Source organism: Bradyrhizobium semiaridum (assembly GCF_020329505.1).
Taxonomy (GTDB): Bacteria; Pseudomonadota; Alphaproteobacteria; order Rhizobiales; family Xanthobacteraceae; genus Bradyrhizobium; species Bradyrhizobium semiaridum.
In genome coordinates this window covers 83,417-96,816 of sequence record NZ_JAGKJJ010000017.1, presented here as the reverse complement: position 1 = coordinate 96,816, position 13,400 = coordinate 83,417, and the positions used below count along the sequence as shown (strand labels likewise).

20 protein-coding genes are annotated in these 13,400 nt (G+C 65.0%); 11 read left to right on the top strand and 9 right to left on the bottom strand.

Annotation, left to right across the window (positions count from 1 at the left end; genetic code table 11):
• Window positions 1–128: 128 nt before the first annotated feature.
• From J6500_RS19970 to J6500_RS19960, 3 genes are all read left to right on the top strand, one after another.
• A complete protein-coding gene (locus J6500_RS19970) occupies window positions 129–539 on the top strand; it encodes a hypothetical protein (RefSeq protein ID WP_225714399.1) in 411 nt (136 codons plus the stop codon).
• Between the two features lie 127 nt (window positions 540–666).
• The gene (locus J6500_RS19965) at window positions 667–999 is read left to right on the top strand and encodes a hypothetical protein (protein ID WP_225714398.1); all 333 of its coding nucleotides are present in this window, start codon (window positions 667–669) and stop codon (window positions 997–999) included.
• A 193-nt stretch (window positions 1,000–1,192) separates the two neighbouring features.
• Entirely contained in the window at window positions 1,193–2,392 is a 1,200-nt protein-coding gene (locus J6500_RS19960) for a GNAT family N-acetyltransferase (protein WP_225714397.1), read from the top strand.
• A gap of 91 nt (window positions 2,393–2,483) precedes the next feature.
• On the opposite strand, the gene J6500_RS19955 is transcribed toward J6500_RS19960, so the two are convergent.
• The 5 genes from J6500_RS19955 to J6500_RS19940 all read right to left on the bottom strand — a co-directional run bounded on the left by J6500_RS19955 (window position 2,484) and on the right by J6500_RS19940 (window position 5,194).
• Window positions 2,484–3,122, bottom strand: a complete 639-nt coding sequence (locus J6500_RS19955; RefSeq protein WP_225714396.1) for an NIPSNAP family protein — start codon at window positions 3,120–3,122, stop codon at window positions 2,484–2,486.
• A gap of 159 nt (window positions 3,123–3,281) precedes the next feature.
• On the bottom strand, window positions 3,282–3,392 hold the full coding sequence (locus tag J6500_RS32335) for a type II toxin-antitoxin system HicA family toxin (RefSeq protein WP_512699712.1): 111 nt from the start codon (window positions 3,390–3,392) through the stop codon (window positions 3,282–3,284).
• On the bottom strand, window positions 3,389–3,592 hold the full coding sequence (locus J6500_RS19950; RefSeq protein WP_225714395.1) for a type II toxin-antitoxin system HicB family antitoxin: 204 nt from the start codon (window positions 3,590–3,592) through the stop codon (window positions 3,389–3,391). Before J6500_RS19950 ends, J6500_RS32335 begins: the two co-directional genes overlap by 4 nt.
• 51 nt (window positions 3,593–3,643) lie before the next feature.
• Window positions 3,644–4,309 (bottom strand): DsbA family oxidoreductase, encoded by a 666-nt coding sequence (locus tag J6500_RS19945; RefSeq protein WP_225714394.1) that lies wholly within the window; start codon window positions 4,307–4,309, stop codon window positions 3,644–3,646.
• A gap of 60 nt (window positions 4,310–4,369) precedes the next feature.
• Window positions 4,370–5,194 carry a helix-turn-helix domain-containing protein gene (locus tag J6500_RS19940; protein WP_225714393.1) on the bottom strand — a complete coding sequence of 275 codons (825 nt, stop codon included), beginning with the start codon at window positions 5,192–5,194 and terminating at the stop codon, window positions 4,370–4,372.
• A gap of 101 nt (window positions 5,195–5,295) precedes the next feature.
• Here J6500_RS19940 and J6500_RS19935 point away from each other — a divergent pair, with 101 nt between their 5' ends.
• Entirely contained in the window at window positions 5,296–5,514 is a 219-nt protein-coding gene (locus tag J6500_RS19935) for a hypothetical protein (protein ID WP_225714392.1), read from the top strand.
• Between the two features lie 29 nt (window positions 5,515–5,543).
• Window positions 5,544–5,942, top strand: coding sequence for a hypothetical protein (locus J6500_RS19930; RefSeq protein ID WP_225714391.1), 399 nt, complete (start codon window positions 5,544–5,546; stop codon window positions 5,940–5,942).
• A gap of 65 nt (window positions 5,943–6,007) precedes the next feature.
• Here the strand turns inward: J6500_RS19930 and J6500_RS19925 are convergent, their stop codons facing one another.
• Window positions 6,008–6,523, bottom strand: a complete 516-nt coding sequence (locus tag J6500_RS19925) for a group III truncated hemoglobin (RefSeq protein ID WP_225714390.1) — start codon at window positions 6,521–6,523, stop codon at window positions 6,008–6,010.
• A gap of 84 nt (window positions 6,524–6,607) precedes the next feature.
• On the opposite strand from J6500_RS19925, the gene J6500_RS19920 reads away from it, so the two are divergent.
• Window positions 6,608–7,039: an RrF2 family transcriptional regulator gene (locus J6500_RS19920; protein WP_225714389.1), complete on the top strand. Its 432-nt coding sequence runs from the start codon at window positions 6,608–6,610 to the stop codon at window positions 7,037–7,039.
• Here J6500_RS19920 and J6500_RS19915 read toward each other — a convergent pair.
• The gene (locus J6500_RS19915; protein ID WP_225714388.1) at window positions 7,036–7,704 is read right to left on the bottom strand and encodes an SET domain-containing protein; all 669 of its coding nucleotides are present in this window, start codon (window positions 7,702–7,704) and stop codon (window positions 7,036–7,038) included. The two genes, J6500_RS19920 and J6500_RS19915, sit on opposite strands and share 4 nt — an antisense overlap.
• A gap of 164 nt (window positions 7,705–7,868) precedes the next feature.
• On the opposite strand from J6500_RS19915, the gene J6500_RS19910 reads away from it, so the two are divergent.
• Window positions 7,869–8,468 carry a hypothetical protein gene (locus J6500_RS19910; protein ID WP_225714387.1) on the top strand — a complete coding sequence of 200 codons (600 nt, stop codon included), beginning with the start codon at window positions 7,869–7,871 and terminating at the stop codon, window positions 8,466–8,468.
• Between the two features lie 66 nt (window positions 8,469–8,534).
• Here the strand turns inward: J6500_RS19910 and J6500_RS19905 are convergent, their stop codons facing one another.
• Window positions 8,535–9,302: a TetR/AcrR family transcriptional regulator gene (locus tag J6500_RS19905; protein WP_225714386.1), complete on the bottom strand. Its 768-nt coding sequence runs from the start codon at window positions 9,300–9,302 to the stop codon at window positions 8,535–8,537.
• A gap of 124 nt (window positions 9,303–9,426) precedes the next feature.
• Here J6500_RS19905 and J6500_RS19900 point away from each other — a divergent pair, with 124 nt between their 5' ends.
• From J6500_RS19900 to J6500_RS19885, 4 genes are all read left to right on the top strand, one after another.
• Window positions 9,427–10,827 carry a carotenoid oxygenase family protein gene (locus J6500_RS19900; protein ID WP_225714385.1) on the top strand — a complete coding sequence of 467 codons (1,401 nt, stop codon included), beginning with the start codon at window positions 9,427–9,429 and terminating at the stop codon, window positions 10,825–10,827.
• A 270-nt stretch (window positions 10,828–11,097) separates the two neighbouring features.
• Window positions 11,098–11,673, top strand: coding sequence for a hypothetical protein (locus J6500_RS19895; RefSeq protein ID WP_225714384.1), 576 nt, complete (start codon window positions 11,098–11,100; stop codon window positions 11,671–11,673).
• Window positions 11,674–11,723: 50 nt separating this feature from the next.
• Entirely contained in the window at window positions 11,724–12,278 is a 555-nt protein-coding gene (locus J6500_RS19890) for an inner membrane-spanning protein YciB (protein ID WP_225714383.1), read from the top strand.
• A gap of 165 nt (window positions 12,279–12,443) precedes the next feature.
• On the top strand, window positions 12,444–12,740 hold the full coding sequence (locus J6500_RS19885; RefSeq protein WP_225714382.1) for a hypothetical protein: 297 nt from the start codon (window positions 12,444–12,446) through the stop codon (window positions 12,738–12,740).
• A 67-nt stretch (window positions 12,741–12,807) separates the two neighbouring features.
• Here the strand turns inward: J6500_RS19885 and J6500_RS19880 are convergent, their stop codons facing one another.
• Window positions 12,808–13,383 carry a hypothetical protein gene (locus J6500_RS19880; protein ID WP_225714381.1) on the bottom strand — a complete coding sequence of 192 codons (576 nt, stop codon included), beginning with the start codon at window positions 13,381–13,383 and terminating at the stop codon, window positions 12,808–12,810.
• Window positions 13,384–13,400 lie beyond the last annotated feature (17 nt).

Below are 13,400 nucleotides of genomic sequence, written 5' to 3'. Positions count from 1 at the left end.
TCCCGCAATACCGCCGCGCCAAACATAACTTGTCTCTCGACATTTGTTGATCGACAAAGCGCCCGCCTGAGACAAATTCAATCCCGTCAGGGGGCGCAATCTTGGTGGCCGCATATTAAATCAGTTCCATGGGACAGGGACAGCTTTCAATCGCAGCGCTGCTCGCGGCCACGGCGCTCATGCTGGGCGGCTGCGGCCTCGCGGACAGCCACGCGGTGTGGCCGGAGGCCTTGAAGGTCAAGGCCTCCGAGCCCGCGCCGCTCGAGTCGCCGCCTGACGTCAAGAAACTGGTCGGCACCAAGCTGGATTCGGTGTTCACCGCCGGCTCGCAGCCGACCCATGTCCGGGTCTCGGCGCCGCTGCACGATCCGCGCGGCACCGGCTGGACGGCCTGCGTGCGCGCCGAGCTGACCTCGGTGATCGGCAAGCCGCTCGGCACACAGACCTATCGCGTCTTCATCAACGACAGCGTGATCCTCGACCGCCGGCTCGTTGGCGAGGATGACAATTGCCTGACGGAGACATACACGCCGATCTAGGCGCAGCGTGTGGCCCGCATGAGCGTAGCTTGCATGGCACCGCACGAAACTCGGGGAACCCTCGGAACGAATGCCTTCGCCCTTGTTTGTCTCGCGGAGGGCAGTACCGGTACGAGGAGGTGGAACCATGAGGAATATTGCGATCGCACTACTTGCCGGCGTCGGCGCATTGTCGGTTGGCAGCGCGGCCAAGGCATCGGATATGGTCAGCAGCACGGAATACGCGAACCCCGGTCTGGTGCAGCAGGTCCGCACGGTCTGCGACGAGGACGGACGCTGTTACCGCAGCCGCGGCAGCCGCACCATCGTGCGCGAATCCTACGGCTATCAGCCGCGCGAACGCTACATCGAACGCCGCGTCTATCGCGATCGCGATTGGGATGATGGCCCGCGCGCTGGTGTCGGCATCCGCGCGCCCGGCGTCAGTGTCGGTGTCGGCGTCGACCACGATCGCTGGTAACCCGCTTGCGGCACGATGAGGCCGCCGGTGCTCCGGCGGCCTCGTCATGCCCGGCCTCTGCATGCTGAACGGCCCGTTAATGCTACCGCTCAAATTGCCGGACAGCCTCAACGGCATTATCCATTTCTTTCCGCTAGCGTGACCGCTGACGAATGCAGGCCGACAGGGACGGCCTGGCATGGGGAATAGCGACGTGGCCGATATTGCTGACCGGGCGATGATCCGCCGCGCATCCGATGGGGATGCCAGGGATGCGAAGGATGTGCGTGCGCTGCCGCCGCTGGCTGCAACGCCCGCGGGCCCGTGGCGTGCGCTCGCCGATCGCGCCATCGAGCCCAACGGTTACTATCAGCCCGATTGGGAATTGGCGGTCGACGCCTCCGCGCGCGGCCGCACCGATGCCTCGGTGCTGACCGCCAGCAACGATGCCGGGGAGTTGATCGGCGTGCTGCCGGTCGTCCCGATGCAACGGATTTACAAGATCCCCCTGCCCGCACTGGTCGGCGCCGAGCCCTACGGCACGCTCTGCACGCCGCTGCTCGATCGCGACGCGGCCGAGGATGCGGTCACCAGAATGTTCCGGCAGGCGCGCCATGCGGGCGCGCATGCGCTGATCCTGCGCACGATGTCGCTCGAGGGTCCGGCGATGGCCGCGATCCGCGCAGTGCTGGCGCGCGACGGCCTGCAGCCGCGCATCTTGAGCGCCTATCAGCGCGCCGAGCTCGACGCGACGCGCGATGCCGACGATCTGCTGCGCGATGCGCTCGGCACGAAGAAAGCGAAGGAGCTGCGCCGGCAGGGCAAGCGCCTCGCCGAGCACGGCGCCGTGCGCTTCGACGTCGCACGCACGCCGCGCGAGGTCGCCGCCGCGCTCGAAACCTTCCTCGCGCTCGAAGCCGGCGGCTGGAAGGGCCAGCGCGGCACCGCGCTCGGCCAGCATGCCGGCGACGCAACCTTCATCCGCCGAGCGACGGCCGCGATGGCCGAGTCCGGCCGCTGCGAGATCATCACGCTGTATGCCGGCGAGACGCCGGTCGCGGGCGGCATCGTGGTGCGGGACCGGCACCGCGCCTACTTCTTCAAGATCGGCATCGACGAGCGTTTCGCGAAATATTCGCCCGGCACGCAATTGACGCTGGAGCTGACGCGGCACCTGTGCGCCGATCCCGCGATCACCTCGGCCGATTCCACTGCGGCGCCCGGCCATCCCATGATCGATCCGATCTGGCGCGGCCGGTTCGCGATCGGCGACGTGCTGCTGCCGCTGCGGCGCCGCGATCCGCTGGTCCCGGCGATCGTTGCCGCGCTCAGATTGCATGGCTTCGCCTGGGACGCGGCGCGCAGCGCAATCCACCTCGTCCGCGACCGGCGCAAGTCTGCACCGGCGCAATAGCCGCGCTGGAAGGAGCGGCGTCACGCAACATGATGCGGCCATGGCTTTTGTGACCCGGCTTTCGTGACGCGGCGCGCGGACACCGCAGCCGTTACTTCAGGGGCGAATGCGGCGCCGGCAGCATGATGGTCGAGTGCATCTCTTCCAGCAGCTGGGTGCCCTTGCCGAGAAATTCCTGCCAGGCCGGATCCTTCATCGCATTGCCGCGCGCCTCGGCGCGGGCGTTGAGATCGGGATAGGCCCAGATGTGGCAGACCTCGTTCGGCTGGCCGGCGTCGGTGTACCAGAGGCCGACGATCTTCGAATATTTCTCGCGCGTTGGCATCACGCCGGTGAACAAGTCCTGCCATTGCCTGGAGGCGCCGAGCGGCTTGGCGCGGTAGTTGCGGAATTCGTAGACGTTGCCCGAGGTGGCCGGCGCGACCGGCGGGATGATCGCGTTGAGCAACCGGACCTCCTGCCGCACCAGGAACGGACGGATCGCCGGAATATACTCCCCCGTCCAGCGCGGGTTCTTGCCGAGCTCGCCGCGCAGCCGCGTCCGCTCGTTGAGATCGGCGTAGCTCCACATGTGCATGACCTGGTTCAGCGGGCCGATCTCGGTGATCCAGTAGCCTTCCAGCTTACCGAAATTGTCGCCGCGGATGTCACGCGACAGCGTGCTCGCCGCCTTGACCACCTCGCCGACCGTGCCCGGACGGGCAGTGTAGGTTCGCAGCTCATAGATCATGACGCTTTCCAATCTTCTTGCTTGACGTTGAAACTATCGGAGAATGGATGGAGAAGACGACGCTTTAAGGATCCTCATCTGGGATTTCGGCAAGCTTGGCGAGATGTCGCAGCAGGCCCGTCTTCAGCGGCCTGTTGCCGTGGATCGGGACCGAAAGCCTCACAATGCTGCCGGGTTTCCGTAGATGTGGTGGCTCCCGCTCATGCGCAGCAACGTCCAGCCGTGACGCTCGATGATACGAGCGAACTCTCGGCCGGATAGGGCTTTCACGCTGGCAATTCCAGCATCCGCTCGACACCACCCGGCTCGGGCGCGGCGACCTCGATGGACAGGCAGCCCTCGATCGCCTCTTGCAGATTTTGCATGAGCTCTTCCATGCTCTCGCCGTGACTGGCACAGCCGGGAATCGCAGGGACTTCGGCCCAGAAGCCCCCCTCCTCAGCCTCATGCACGACGATCTTGATCTTCATCGATCTCTCCGAAACGGATAGTTGCGCGAGCGTCCACGAATTTCAAGCTGCCTACTCCGCGGCCTCTGCGTTGATCTCGGCCGAGACCTGGCGGATGGCGCGGGCGAGCTGTTCGGCCGGCTGGGCGCCCGAGACCGCGTATTTCTGCGCGAACACGAAGGTCGGCACGCCGGAGATGCCCTTGTCCGCAGCCTCCTGGGCGTCCGCCGAGATGCGGGCGACATCCTCGTCGGTGGCAAGGCGCGCTCGCACCTCATCAGCGTCGAGGCCAACATCGGCCGCCGCCTGCACCAGCACGTTGGTGTCGGTGAGATCGCCGCCGTCGCGGAAATAGAGCTCCATCAGCCGCTGCTTCATCTCGGCCGCCTTGCCCTGCGCGCCGGCCCAGTGGATCAGGCGGTGGCAGTCGATCGTGTTGGGCTGGCGCCTGACCATGTCAGGATGATAGCTCAGCCCCTCCTCGCTTGCGGCCGCAACCACGCGGCCGGCGATGCCCTTGTAGGCTTCGATCGAGCCGAACTTGGCGGTGAGGTATTCCTCCCGGCTGATGCCTTCGCGCGGGATCCAGTTGTTGAGGAAGAACGGTCGCCAGTGCACCTCGACCGGCACGTCGGGGACCAGCTTGAGCGCATCCTCGATCCGATGCTTGCCGATGTAGCACCAGGGACAGACGACGTCGGAGACGATGTCGAGGCGAAGCGGTTTCAGGGTGCTCATTGCGGGGCTCCGGCAAAATGGAACCCCAAAGTTAGGCGGAAAGCGCCCCGACACAAGCCGCTATTTCATACTGGCAGCCATCTGCCGCATCCGCTCCGCGGTCAGCTCGTCGGCGGGAAAGAAGGTTTCCAGCGCCAGCTCCTGCAGCGTGATGTCGACCGGCGTGCCGAACACCATCGTGGTCGAGATGAAGCTCAGCACCTCGCCGTTGAGCCGCAGCTTGAACGGCAGCGCGACATTGTTGTCTGACGTGATCGGGGCCGATCGCGCCGGGATCGGATAGGACTTCAGGTCCTGATACAGCTTCAGCAGTTCCGGATCGGCAGTCGCCTCGCACTGGCGATGCAGCCGCTCCAGCAGATGCGCGGCCCATTCGGACAGGTTGACGGTGCGCGGCGCCAGTCCCTCGGGATGGAAGGCGAGCCGCAGAATATTGAAGGGCTGGCCGAGCAGCCGCTGCGGCACGCCATCGAGCAGCGGCGCCACCATGCGGTTGGCCGAGACCAGATTGTAGTGCCGGTCATAGGCTAGGGCCGGATTGGGCTCATGCGCCTTCAGCACCAGGTTGATCGCCTCGCGCGCCGATGTCAGCGCGGGATCGTCGAGCGGGCGTTGCGGAAATGCGGGCGCAAAACCCGCGGCGACCAGCAGCACATTGCGTTCGCGCAAGGGCACGTCGAGACGCTCCGCCAGTTTGAGGACCATGTCGCGCGACGGCGCCGAGCGGCCGGTCTCGACAAAGCTCAAATGCCGCGCCGAGATCTCGGCATCGACCGCAAGGTCGAGCTGGCTGAGATGGCGGCGCTGCCGCCATTCGCGCAGGTGTTCTCCGATATGGACGGGTCGCGCGGACTCTGCCCGCGCCGTGGATGCATGTGCGTTCATGGCGCAAAACCTACCATGCGAATTTCGCCCGTTCCATTACGCCTGAGGTAATCGAATTGGCGCGCACGGCCGGTCATCTTCCCGAACACAGGAGATGACCCATGCTGATGCTGTCCCTTGTCCGCGTCGTTGCCGTTGCGATTCCCTGGCTGGCCCATCTGGCCAGCTGGCTGGTCGCACGTTCCCTGAACATGCCGCAGCCGCTGGTGCACCACACCGGTTTGTTCGTGGTCGCGCAGGTCACTGCGGTGGAGATGCGGGTCGGCAGGGCACTGTGTCCGCTTCGCCTGTGGCGCCAGCTCCAGTCCTGGTTCCGCTAACCCCAGCCCCAACGAGAGGAGATACTGCCATGATCCATTCATCCCAGTTGCTGCGCCGCGCGTTCATCGCCGACGCCGTCTTCAGCGGCGTATCGGCGGTCGCGATGGTGCTCGATGCCGGCGCGCTGGCCTCGTGGCTCAATCTGCCGGAGGCGCTGCTGCGCGAAACCGGGCTGTTCCTGATCGCCTACACCGCGCTGGTCGGCTGGCTCGGCACGCGCACGGATGTGCCGAGGCCGCTGGTGATGCTCGTGATCGTCGGCAACGCGGCCTGGACGCTCGCCAGCATCGCGCTGCTGTTCTCGGGCGCGGTGTCGCCGAACCTACTCGGCGCGATCGTGGTGGTGGCGCAGGCGATCGCGACCGGCGTTTTCGCCGAGCTGCAATATGTCGGCATGCGCCGGAGTGAGGGTGTGGTGGCGGCCTAGACGATGAACTGTCATTCCGGGGCGCGCCACTTGGCGCGAGCCCGGAATCCATTGCGCCACGGAATCTATGGCCCGATCGATTCCCGGCTCTCGCGGAGCCTGTCATCGGGCCGCGCTTCGCGCGGACTCGTTGGCGATGACGAGCTTCGAAACCGCTCTCCAACCCCCAGCATCACGCCCTGCCCGCTGGCGACGCCCATTTCGAGGCTTGCGGCGATGCGCCGGGCACGTTCGACGAAATGCGTGGCCGCGACCGGCGGGCACAGTTCATGCGCGGCCGCCTCGAACAGTTCGAGCCAGCGGTCGAAATGTGCAGCGTCGACCGGCAGCTTCATGTGCTTGACCATCGGCGTGCCGTGATAGCGCCCGGTCGTCAGCGCGACCGAGGACCAGAATGCGCACATCTGCACCAGATGCGGCTCCCAGTCAGCGATCCTGGCCTCGAACACCGGCGCCAGCATCGGATCGCTGCGCACCCTGGCATAGAAGCCGTGCACCAGCTGCTCGATCATCGTCTCGGTGATGCCGGTGCGCTCGACAATGCCGGCCGTGATCTGATCGCGGCGCTCTGCCTCCGTCATCGCGGTCTCCATTAAATAGGTATTTCAAAGACCGATTTAGAGCGCTATAGCAGATTTGCCAAGTTCCGATTGCGAGGAGCTTCCATGCGCCTGACGTCGTTCACGGACTTCGCCCTGCGCGCCCTGATGCGGCTGGCCGGCGAGCCCGGCCGCTCGTTTGCCACCGGCGAGATCGCGGCCGAGTTCGGCATTTCTCGCAATCATCTCGCCAAGGTGGTGCGCGACCTCGCCGAGGCCGGCTTCATCGCCACCCAGCGCGGCGCCGGCGGCGGATTTGTGCTGGCGCGGCCGCCGGAGACGGTCACGCTGGGCGAGGTAGTGCGCACTGGAGGGCGGCAGCGCGCTGGCCGAGTGCTTCAGGGTTGGTGGCGGCGACTGCGTGCTGCTGCCGCGCTGTCGGCTGAAAGCAAAACTCGCGGCGGCGCGCGAGGCCTTCATGCGCGAGCTCGATGGAACCACGCTGGCGGAATGCGCGTACCTGCCGCGCCGTTCGGCGCGGGCATCGAGATGAGCTAGGCGTACAGCGCTCGCGCCGACGCTCGCTTTGAGGAAGCAGTCTTCTTGCCCGCCGGCTTGGTCGGGCCGTGGCCGTTCAGGTGCTTGCCGTTCAGCGCCTTGCCGTTGGCTTTCACGCCGTTCGACTTCGCTTTGACCTTGGTCCTCGCTTTTGCCCGCTCTTTGGCGAGCTTCTCGGCCTTGCGCTTTTCCTTGCGCTCGGCCTTTTCCTTCAGCCGCTGCCGTTCCGCGCGCGCCTCGGCGCGCCGCTTCTTGCGCTTCCGCTCGCAGGAATCGCACTTGCAGCCGATTGGCTTCAGATAGGCTTTGAAATAATCGGTGCCGTAGTCGTAGTTGATTTCGTCGCCCGGCTCGATGTTCTTGATGGCGCGGATGAACACCTTGCGCTTGCGTGGGCGGACGTCGGACTCGGCGTTCGGCCGGCAGGAATGATTGATGTAGCGGGCGATGTTCTCGCGGATCGAGCCGTCGATGGTCCAGCGGTTGGTGAGCTCGAACAGATACTTGTTCTCGATCGCGTCCTCATCCTTCTTTTTCGAATCGAGAAGCGGCCCGAAATAACGGATGATCTTGTCGCCCTTCTTGATCGGCTTGGTGGCGAAAAGGCCGAGGCCGGTACGGGAGCGGCCGACGCGGTAGGGCTTGTTGGGTGATATCGTGGGCATGATGATCGAGGTTACGGCACGCGGAAGCGCACGCGATAAAGTTGCGAAGCCGCCCTTCTAGGACGATTCCGCGCGCCTGTCAGGTGTTTCCCGCATGTCTGTTGAACCTTCCCCAGATTGCATAAGTCAGAGACAAAGTAACGTCCGGATTGCAGGTTTCCCCGATGAAATACCTTGCATTTGCAACAACCATGATGGCGCTTGCCGCATGTCCCGATCGGGCTGGCGCGGAGACGATCAGCAGCAGCTACACATCGACGGCGCCGAAGGCCTGCCGCATGATCGGCAAGCCCGACGAGGAGGACGGCAGCACCACCCGTGTTTGCCCGGGAAAATCCGGCCTCGTGGTGCTGGTCAGCGAGGGTGACCTGCGCGAGGTCGTCTCGGTGGGTCCGAACAGGCAGGCCGCCGCCCGGGAACCAGCGGCGCAGGCCTGGTTCGGCCCGTTCAGCTCGACCGGCGATACCGTCGAATGGCGCGCCGCCGGCCGCAAGCCCTTCGCCATCATCCAGCGCTGGTTGATCGCCGATAACAGCGACGAGGACAGGAGCAGCAGCCCGAAGTCGCGACCGATGCTCGCGGTGACCCGGCTGCCGCCGGGCGCGGTGTGTCACGTCGCCTATGTCGATGTCGCGGCCAATCCCAATGCCAATGAACTGGCCCGGCAAGCCGCCGACGACTTCGCCCGCGATTTCAAATGCGGCGAGGACAAGGTGAAGACGATCGGCCAGAGCGGCCGGACGACGTCGCTGGTGAAGCGATAGGCCCTTCCCCTCTCCCCGTTCTTACCAGGACGAACGCATATGAGGCGCATGAGCTTATAAGCTGGTTCACTTCGCCTCTCCCGCTTGCGGGGGAGGCCGACGTGCGTCGTGAGATGCGTGGCGGATGGGGGTAGTTCGCCGCAGCATCGCGGTCAACAGCATTTCGGCCGTGGTCCCCTCCGGCGCCAGGTTCAAGATCTTGGAGAGCCGCCCGTCGAGCAGCAGCATGGTGAAACCGTGCACCAGCGACCAGGCCGATGCGATCGCGGCAGCCTGCTCCAGCGACAGTGCGTCGCTTGCAATCTGCTCCTGCCGGCTGGCGCCGACGCCGCGCGCCAGCCCTGCGAATGAGGCTTCGGACGCCTCGTGCAGCGACGGCCGCGCATAGTCGAGCTTCTCGCTGCGGAACATCAGCCCGTACATGCCGGGATGTTCCTGCGCATAGGCGACATAGGCCTTGGCGCTCGCCATGCCCTTCTCGCCCGGCGTGGCCGCCGACGCGTTCGCAGCCGCCATCGCCATGCCGAATTGCCGGAAACCGATCGCGGCGAGTTCGCTCAGCAAGCCGGTGAGATCGCCGAAATGATGCGTTGGGGCGGCGTGCGACACGCCGGCCTCGCGCGCCACGGCGCGCAATGTCAGCCCCGGCAGTCCGTCGCGCTCGAGCACCTGCTCGGCCGCCTTCAGCAGCGCCTCGTGCAGATCGCCATGGTGATACGGCGCGTCGCTGGCGCGCCGCTTCGATGCCGTACGATCGGATGCGGTTCGCACGAGACGGCGAGTCCGCGCCGGCGCCGGGCGGCTCGCTTTGTGTTCTCTGGATAATCTTGCCATCGGTCACCTGGTACGGGTCACCTTATATGACGCAATTTTTACACTGTAAAGATTTTGCTTGACGATCGGGCATGTCGCCTCTACTGATATCTTTACGATGTAAAGATAACTGGAGGAGACGCGAATGCTCGACAAGGCGACGCTCGACACGGTGCGACCCAACCTGGCGCCGATTCCGTTTGAAGCCGATGCGCCCTTCCTGAAGATTTCCGGCGAATTGCCGCGCGAGCTGAACGGCACGCTCTATCGCAATGGGCCCAACCCGCAGTTCGAGGCGCCCGGCGCGCACTGGTTCGTCGGCGACGGTATGCTGCACGCCTTCCATCTCGAGAACGGCCGCGCCAGCTATCGCAACCGCTGGGTCCGCACCCCGAAATGGCAGGCCGAGCACGACGCCGGCCGCGCGCTGTTCGGCGGCTTCGGTCGCAAGCTGCCCGACGCGCCTGATACGATCATCACCGATGGCGGCGTCGCCAACACCAACATCATCTTCCATGCCGGCCGCCTGCTCGCGCTCGAGGAAGGCCATCTGCCGACCGAGATCGAACCGGGCACGCTCAACCGCCTTGGCTATTGCGACTACCAGGGCGCGATATCAGGCCCGTTCACCGCGCATCCCAAGATCGATCCCGTCACCGGCGAACTGGTGTTCTTCGGCTATAACGCCGCCGGCCCGCTGACCCCTGCGCTGTCGTTCGGCGCGGTCAATTCGTCCGGCTTGGTGACGCGGTTCGAGCGCTTCGAGGCGCCCTATGCGAGCATGGTGCACGACTTCATCGTCACCGAGAATCATGTGCTGTTTCCGGTGCTGCCGATCACCGGCAGCATGCAGCGCGCGATGCGCGGCCAGGCGCCGTACGCCTGGGAGCCGGAGAAAGGCGCCTATGTCGGCGTGATGAAGCGCAGCGGCGCTGCAAAAGACATCGTCTGGTTCCGCGCCGAGAGCTGCTACGTCTTCCACGTCATGAACGCCTGGGAAGACGGCCACCGCATCATCGCCGACGTGATGCAGTTCGAGGAAGCGCCGCTGTTCAACCATCCCGACGGCTCGCCGACCGATCCGAAGAAGAGCCGCGCGCGCTATTGCCGCTGGACCTTCGACCTCTCGGGCAATACCGACCGCTTCACGCAAACCTATCTCGACGATCTCACCGGCGAATTCCCGCGCGTCGACGACCGCCGGGCGGGGCTTTCGAGCAACCACGGCTGGTACGCCTGCGCCAATCCGGATCTGCCGATGTTCGCGCTGGCGGGCATCGTCCATGTCGACGGCAAGGGCAAGCGGCTCGGCCATTATCTGCTGCCCGCCAGCGACACCATCTCGGAGCCGGTCTTCGTCGAACGCAGCGCTGATGCCGCCGAGGGCGACGGCTGGCTGCTCGCCGTGGTCTGGCGCGCCCGCGAGAACCGCAGCGACCTCGCCGTCTTCAACGCGCAGAATGTCGAGTCGGGCCCGACCGCGCTGGTGCATCTCGGCCACCGTGTGCCGGACGGCTTCCACGGCAATTGGGTCGGCGCGGAGTAGCGGCGCCAATTCTGGCGTCAGGGCGCGGATGCTTCTCATCGTCATGCCCGGCCTCGTGCCGGGCATCCACGTCTTTGCAGCCCGTTGCAGGAAAGACGTGGATGGCCGGGACAAGCCCGGCCATGACCCTCCCCCCAAACCAAGCAAATGTAATTACTTGCATCTTTCTCTTCGCCTTACGATTTTTACACTGTAAAGATTTCGCTTGACGCCCCCACCGTTTGCCCCTAGGCTATCTTTACGGTGTAAAGATCACCCATGAGGCTTCCGATGACGATCTTCCTGATCCTCGCTCCCTACGGTGCCTTCGCCATGTTGATGCTGGTGACATCAGCCACCGTAAGCCTGCTCGCTGCTGCGCTGATCTGCTTCGGCGTGATCGCGCTCGATATCGCGCGCGGCCGCAGCATCAAGATCCTCGGCGTCGGCTCGGTGATCGTGTTCGCTGCGATCGGCCTCTACCTGATCTTCGTCGACGCGACGCTGAGCGCCACCGCGGTGAAAATCGCGGTCGATGCCGGCATCCTGGCGGTGTCGCTCGGGTCGATCCTGGCCGGCCATCCCTTTACGCGGCAATATGCGATCGAGGAGGTCGACGCCGAAACCGCGAAGCTGCCCGGTTTCGCCAAGGCCAACTACCTGATCACCTGGGCCTGGGCCGGCGCCGTGCTGCTGATGATGATCAGCAACATCGCGGTGCTCTACGTGCCCTCGATGCCGCTGTGGGCCGGCCTGCTGGTCGCCTTCGCCGCACGCAATGCGGCGGTTTACTTCACGCGATGGTATCCGCACTATCGCACGGCCAAGGACAGCGCGCCGCCGGCCCGCGCGCTGCCCTCGCACTGAGACGCCAATCGTTAGACAATCGTCACCCCGAGGAAACGGAAAGCACGACGATGAAGAGCGTATTTGCCAGGCTCGCGAGTGACTTCCTCTCCACCATCGTGTTCCTGGTGGTCTATTTCGCCACCGACAACGTCCTGATCGCGACCGGCGTTGCCGTCGCCGGGGCGATCGCGCAGGTGATCTATGCGCGCATCAAAAGCGAGACGCTCGGCTACATGACCTGGGCGAGCCTTGCGCTGGTGATCGTGCTCGGCGGCGCGACGCTGCTGACCCATGATCCGCGCTTCGTGCTGGCCAAGCCCGCGATCGGCCATATCGCGATCGGCCTGATCATGCTCAAGCGCGGCTGGATGCTGCGCTATCTGCCGCCGATCGTGACCGAGACCATTCCGGACTACGCCACCTTCGCAGGCTACGCCTGGGCCGTCCTGATGTTCATGCTCGCCGGCGGCACCATCGCGATCGCCGCGACCGGCGACATGAAGCTGTGGGCGTTCTACGTCTCGGTCGTGCTGCTTGGCGCCAAGATCGCCGCCTTCGCGATCCAGTACGTCGCCTTCCGCGTCCTGATCGGCAACCGGCTGCGCGCCGCCGCCCGCGCCTGATCGCCGCAGCGGTAAACTAGGCTTGGATTGCAAGATAGGTTATACCGCACGCCTTGGCGTATCGGTTCTGCGAACCGATACGCCAAGTTCTTGTTTGACGCGTTTTCTTCACGCGAACCGGTAGCCACTTCGCTTGAAAACGCCTTACCTCGAGGGGAGAACTCAATGGCAGTGGACGGAAACTGGAATCTTGTGCTGACAACGCCGATGGGCGAGCGCAAGGCGACGCTGTCGCTGCAAAGCTCGGGTGGCACGCTCACGGGCACGCAGGGCGCCGACGGCAATTCCACCGACATTTTCGACGGCACCGTGAACGGCGACAGCGTCGCCTGGAAGGTGTCGATCACCAACCCGATGCCGCTGACCCTCGAATTCACCGGCGCGGTGGCCGGCGACAGCATTTCGGGCGAAATGGGCATCGGCCCGATGGGAAGCTTTCCGTTCACCGGCACGCGGGCGTAGGCCTCGATCAGATGCGATTCAATTTCAATCGCATCATGATCTGATCGCTTGTCCGACGGACGATCGCTCAGCGACGGCCGTTGGACTCGTTGCGATAGGCCTTCTGCATGTTGCTGCGCTCGAGCTCCATGGACGCTGCCGCGGCGGCGTCGGCCGACTTCTGGATGTTGCCCATGTTCGCCACCGCGGCTGCGGCCATCGCCGGATGGATGCGCGACATTTCGAACGGCCGCCGCTCGAGCGTGGAAGAGATGCGTTCCTGCATCGCCACCAGGTACAGGTCGCGGATCCCGGGGTTGTCAGCCAGGTTCCTGGCGTAGTCTTCGGTCTTCCCCCTGGCGCCCTCCAGCTTCAGCTGGACGCGGGTCGCGGCGCCCTTGTCTTCCGGCGTGAGCTGGGCGGTGTAGCGGAATAGCTCCTCGTTCTTCCTGCGCACGATCCACACGACCTCGGTGTCGCTCGCGCGGACCGTCGTATCCAGCGGCTGGCTGCCGAACACCTGCGGCGGGAGCTGGGCCTTCGCGAGGTCCTGCCGCGCCTGGCCGATCGGCACGCGATAGACCGCGTTACCCTCGCCGGGATAGATGTAGTACAGATAGGCCGCCACGCAGGCGACGAGAAATCCACCAAACAACGCCTTCATCATCAATCTCCCTGCAT

What these genes read in the sequence shown, in the direction of transcription:
- J6500_RS19970 (WP_225714399.1), top strand. Translation starts at nt 129, where the DNA reads ATGGGACAGGGACAGCTTTCAATCGCAGCGCTGCTCGCGGCCACGGCG.
- J6500_RS19965 (WP_225714398.1), top strand. Translation starts at nt 667, where the DNA reads ATGAGGAATATTGCGATCGCACTACTTGCCGGCGTCGGCGCATTGTCG.
- J6500_RS19955 (WP_225714396.1), bottom strand. Translation starts at nt 3,122, where the DNA reads ATGATCTATGAGCTGCGAACCTACACTGCCCGTCCGGGCACGGTCGGC.
- J6500_RS19950 (WP_225714395.1), bottom strand. Translation starts at nt 3,592, where the DNA reads ATGAAGATCAAGATCGTCGTGCATGAGGCTGAGGAGGGGGGCTTCTGG.
- J6500_RS19945 (WP_225714394.1), bottom strand. Translation starts at nt 4,309, where the DNA reads ATGAGCACCCTGAAACCGCTTCGCCTCGACATCGTCTCCGACGTCGTC.
- J6500_RS19940 (WP_225714393.1), bottom strand. Translation starts at nt 5,194, where the DNA reads ATGAACGCACATGCATCCACGGCGCGGGCAGAGTCCGCGCGACCCGTC.
- J6500_RS19935 (WP_225714392.1), top strand. Translation starts at nt 5,296, where the DNA reads ATGCTGATGCTGTCCCTTGTCCGCGTCGTTGCCGTTGCGATTCCCTGG.
- J6500_RS19930 (WP_225714391.1), top strand. Translation starts at nt 5,544, where the DNA reads ATGATCCATTCATCCCAGTTGCTGCGCCGCGCGTTCATCGCCGACGCC.
- J6500_RS19925 (WP_225714390.1), bottom strand. Translation starts at nt 6,523, where the DNA reads ATGACGGAGGCAGAGCGCCGCGATCAGATCACGGCCGGCATTGTCGAG.
- J6500_RS19920 (WP_225714389.1), top strand. Translation starts at nt 6,608, where the DNA reads ATGCGCCTGACGTCGTTCACGGACTTCGCCCTGCGCGCCCTGATGCGG.
- J6500_RS19915 (WP_225714388.1), bottom strand. Translation starts at nt 7,704, where the DNA reads ATGCCCACGATATCACCCAACAAGCCCTACCGCGTCGGCCGCTCCCGT.
- J6500_RS19910 (WP_225714387.1), top strand. Translation starts at nt 7,869, where the DNA reads ATGAAATACCTTGCATTTGCAACAACCATGATGGCGCTTGCCGCATGT.
- J6500_RS19905 (WP_225714386.1), bottom strand. Translation starts at nt 9,302, where the DNA reads ATGGCAAGATTATCCAGAGAACACAAAGCGAGCCGCCCGGCGCCGGCG.
- J6500_RS19900 (WP_225714385.1), top strand. Translation starts at nt 9,427, where the DNA reads ATGCTCGACAAGGCGACGCTCGACACGGTGCGACCCAACCTGGCGCCG.
- J6500_RS19895 (WP_225714384.1), top strand. Translation starts at nt 11,098, where the DNA reads ATGACGATCTTCCTGATCCTCGCTCCCTACGGTGCCTTCGCCATGTTG.
- J6500_RS19890 (WP_225714383.1), top strand. Translation starts at nt 11,724, where the DNA reads ATGAAGAGCGTATTTGCCAGGCTCGCGAGTGACTTCCTCTCCACCATC.
- J6500_RS19885 (WP_225714382.1), top strand. Translation starts at nt 12,444, where the DNA reads ATGGCAGTGGACGGAAACTGGAATCTTGTGCTGACAACGCCGATGGGC.
- J6500_RS19880 (WP_225714381.1), bottom strand. Translation starts at nt 13,383, where the DNA reads ATGAAGGCGTTGTTTGGTGGATTTCTCGTCGCCTGCGTGGCGGCCTAT.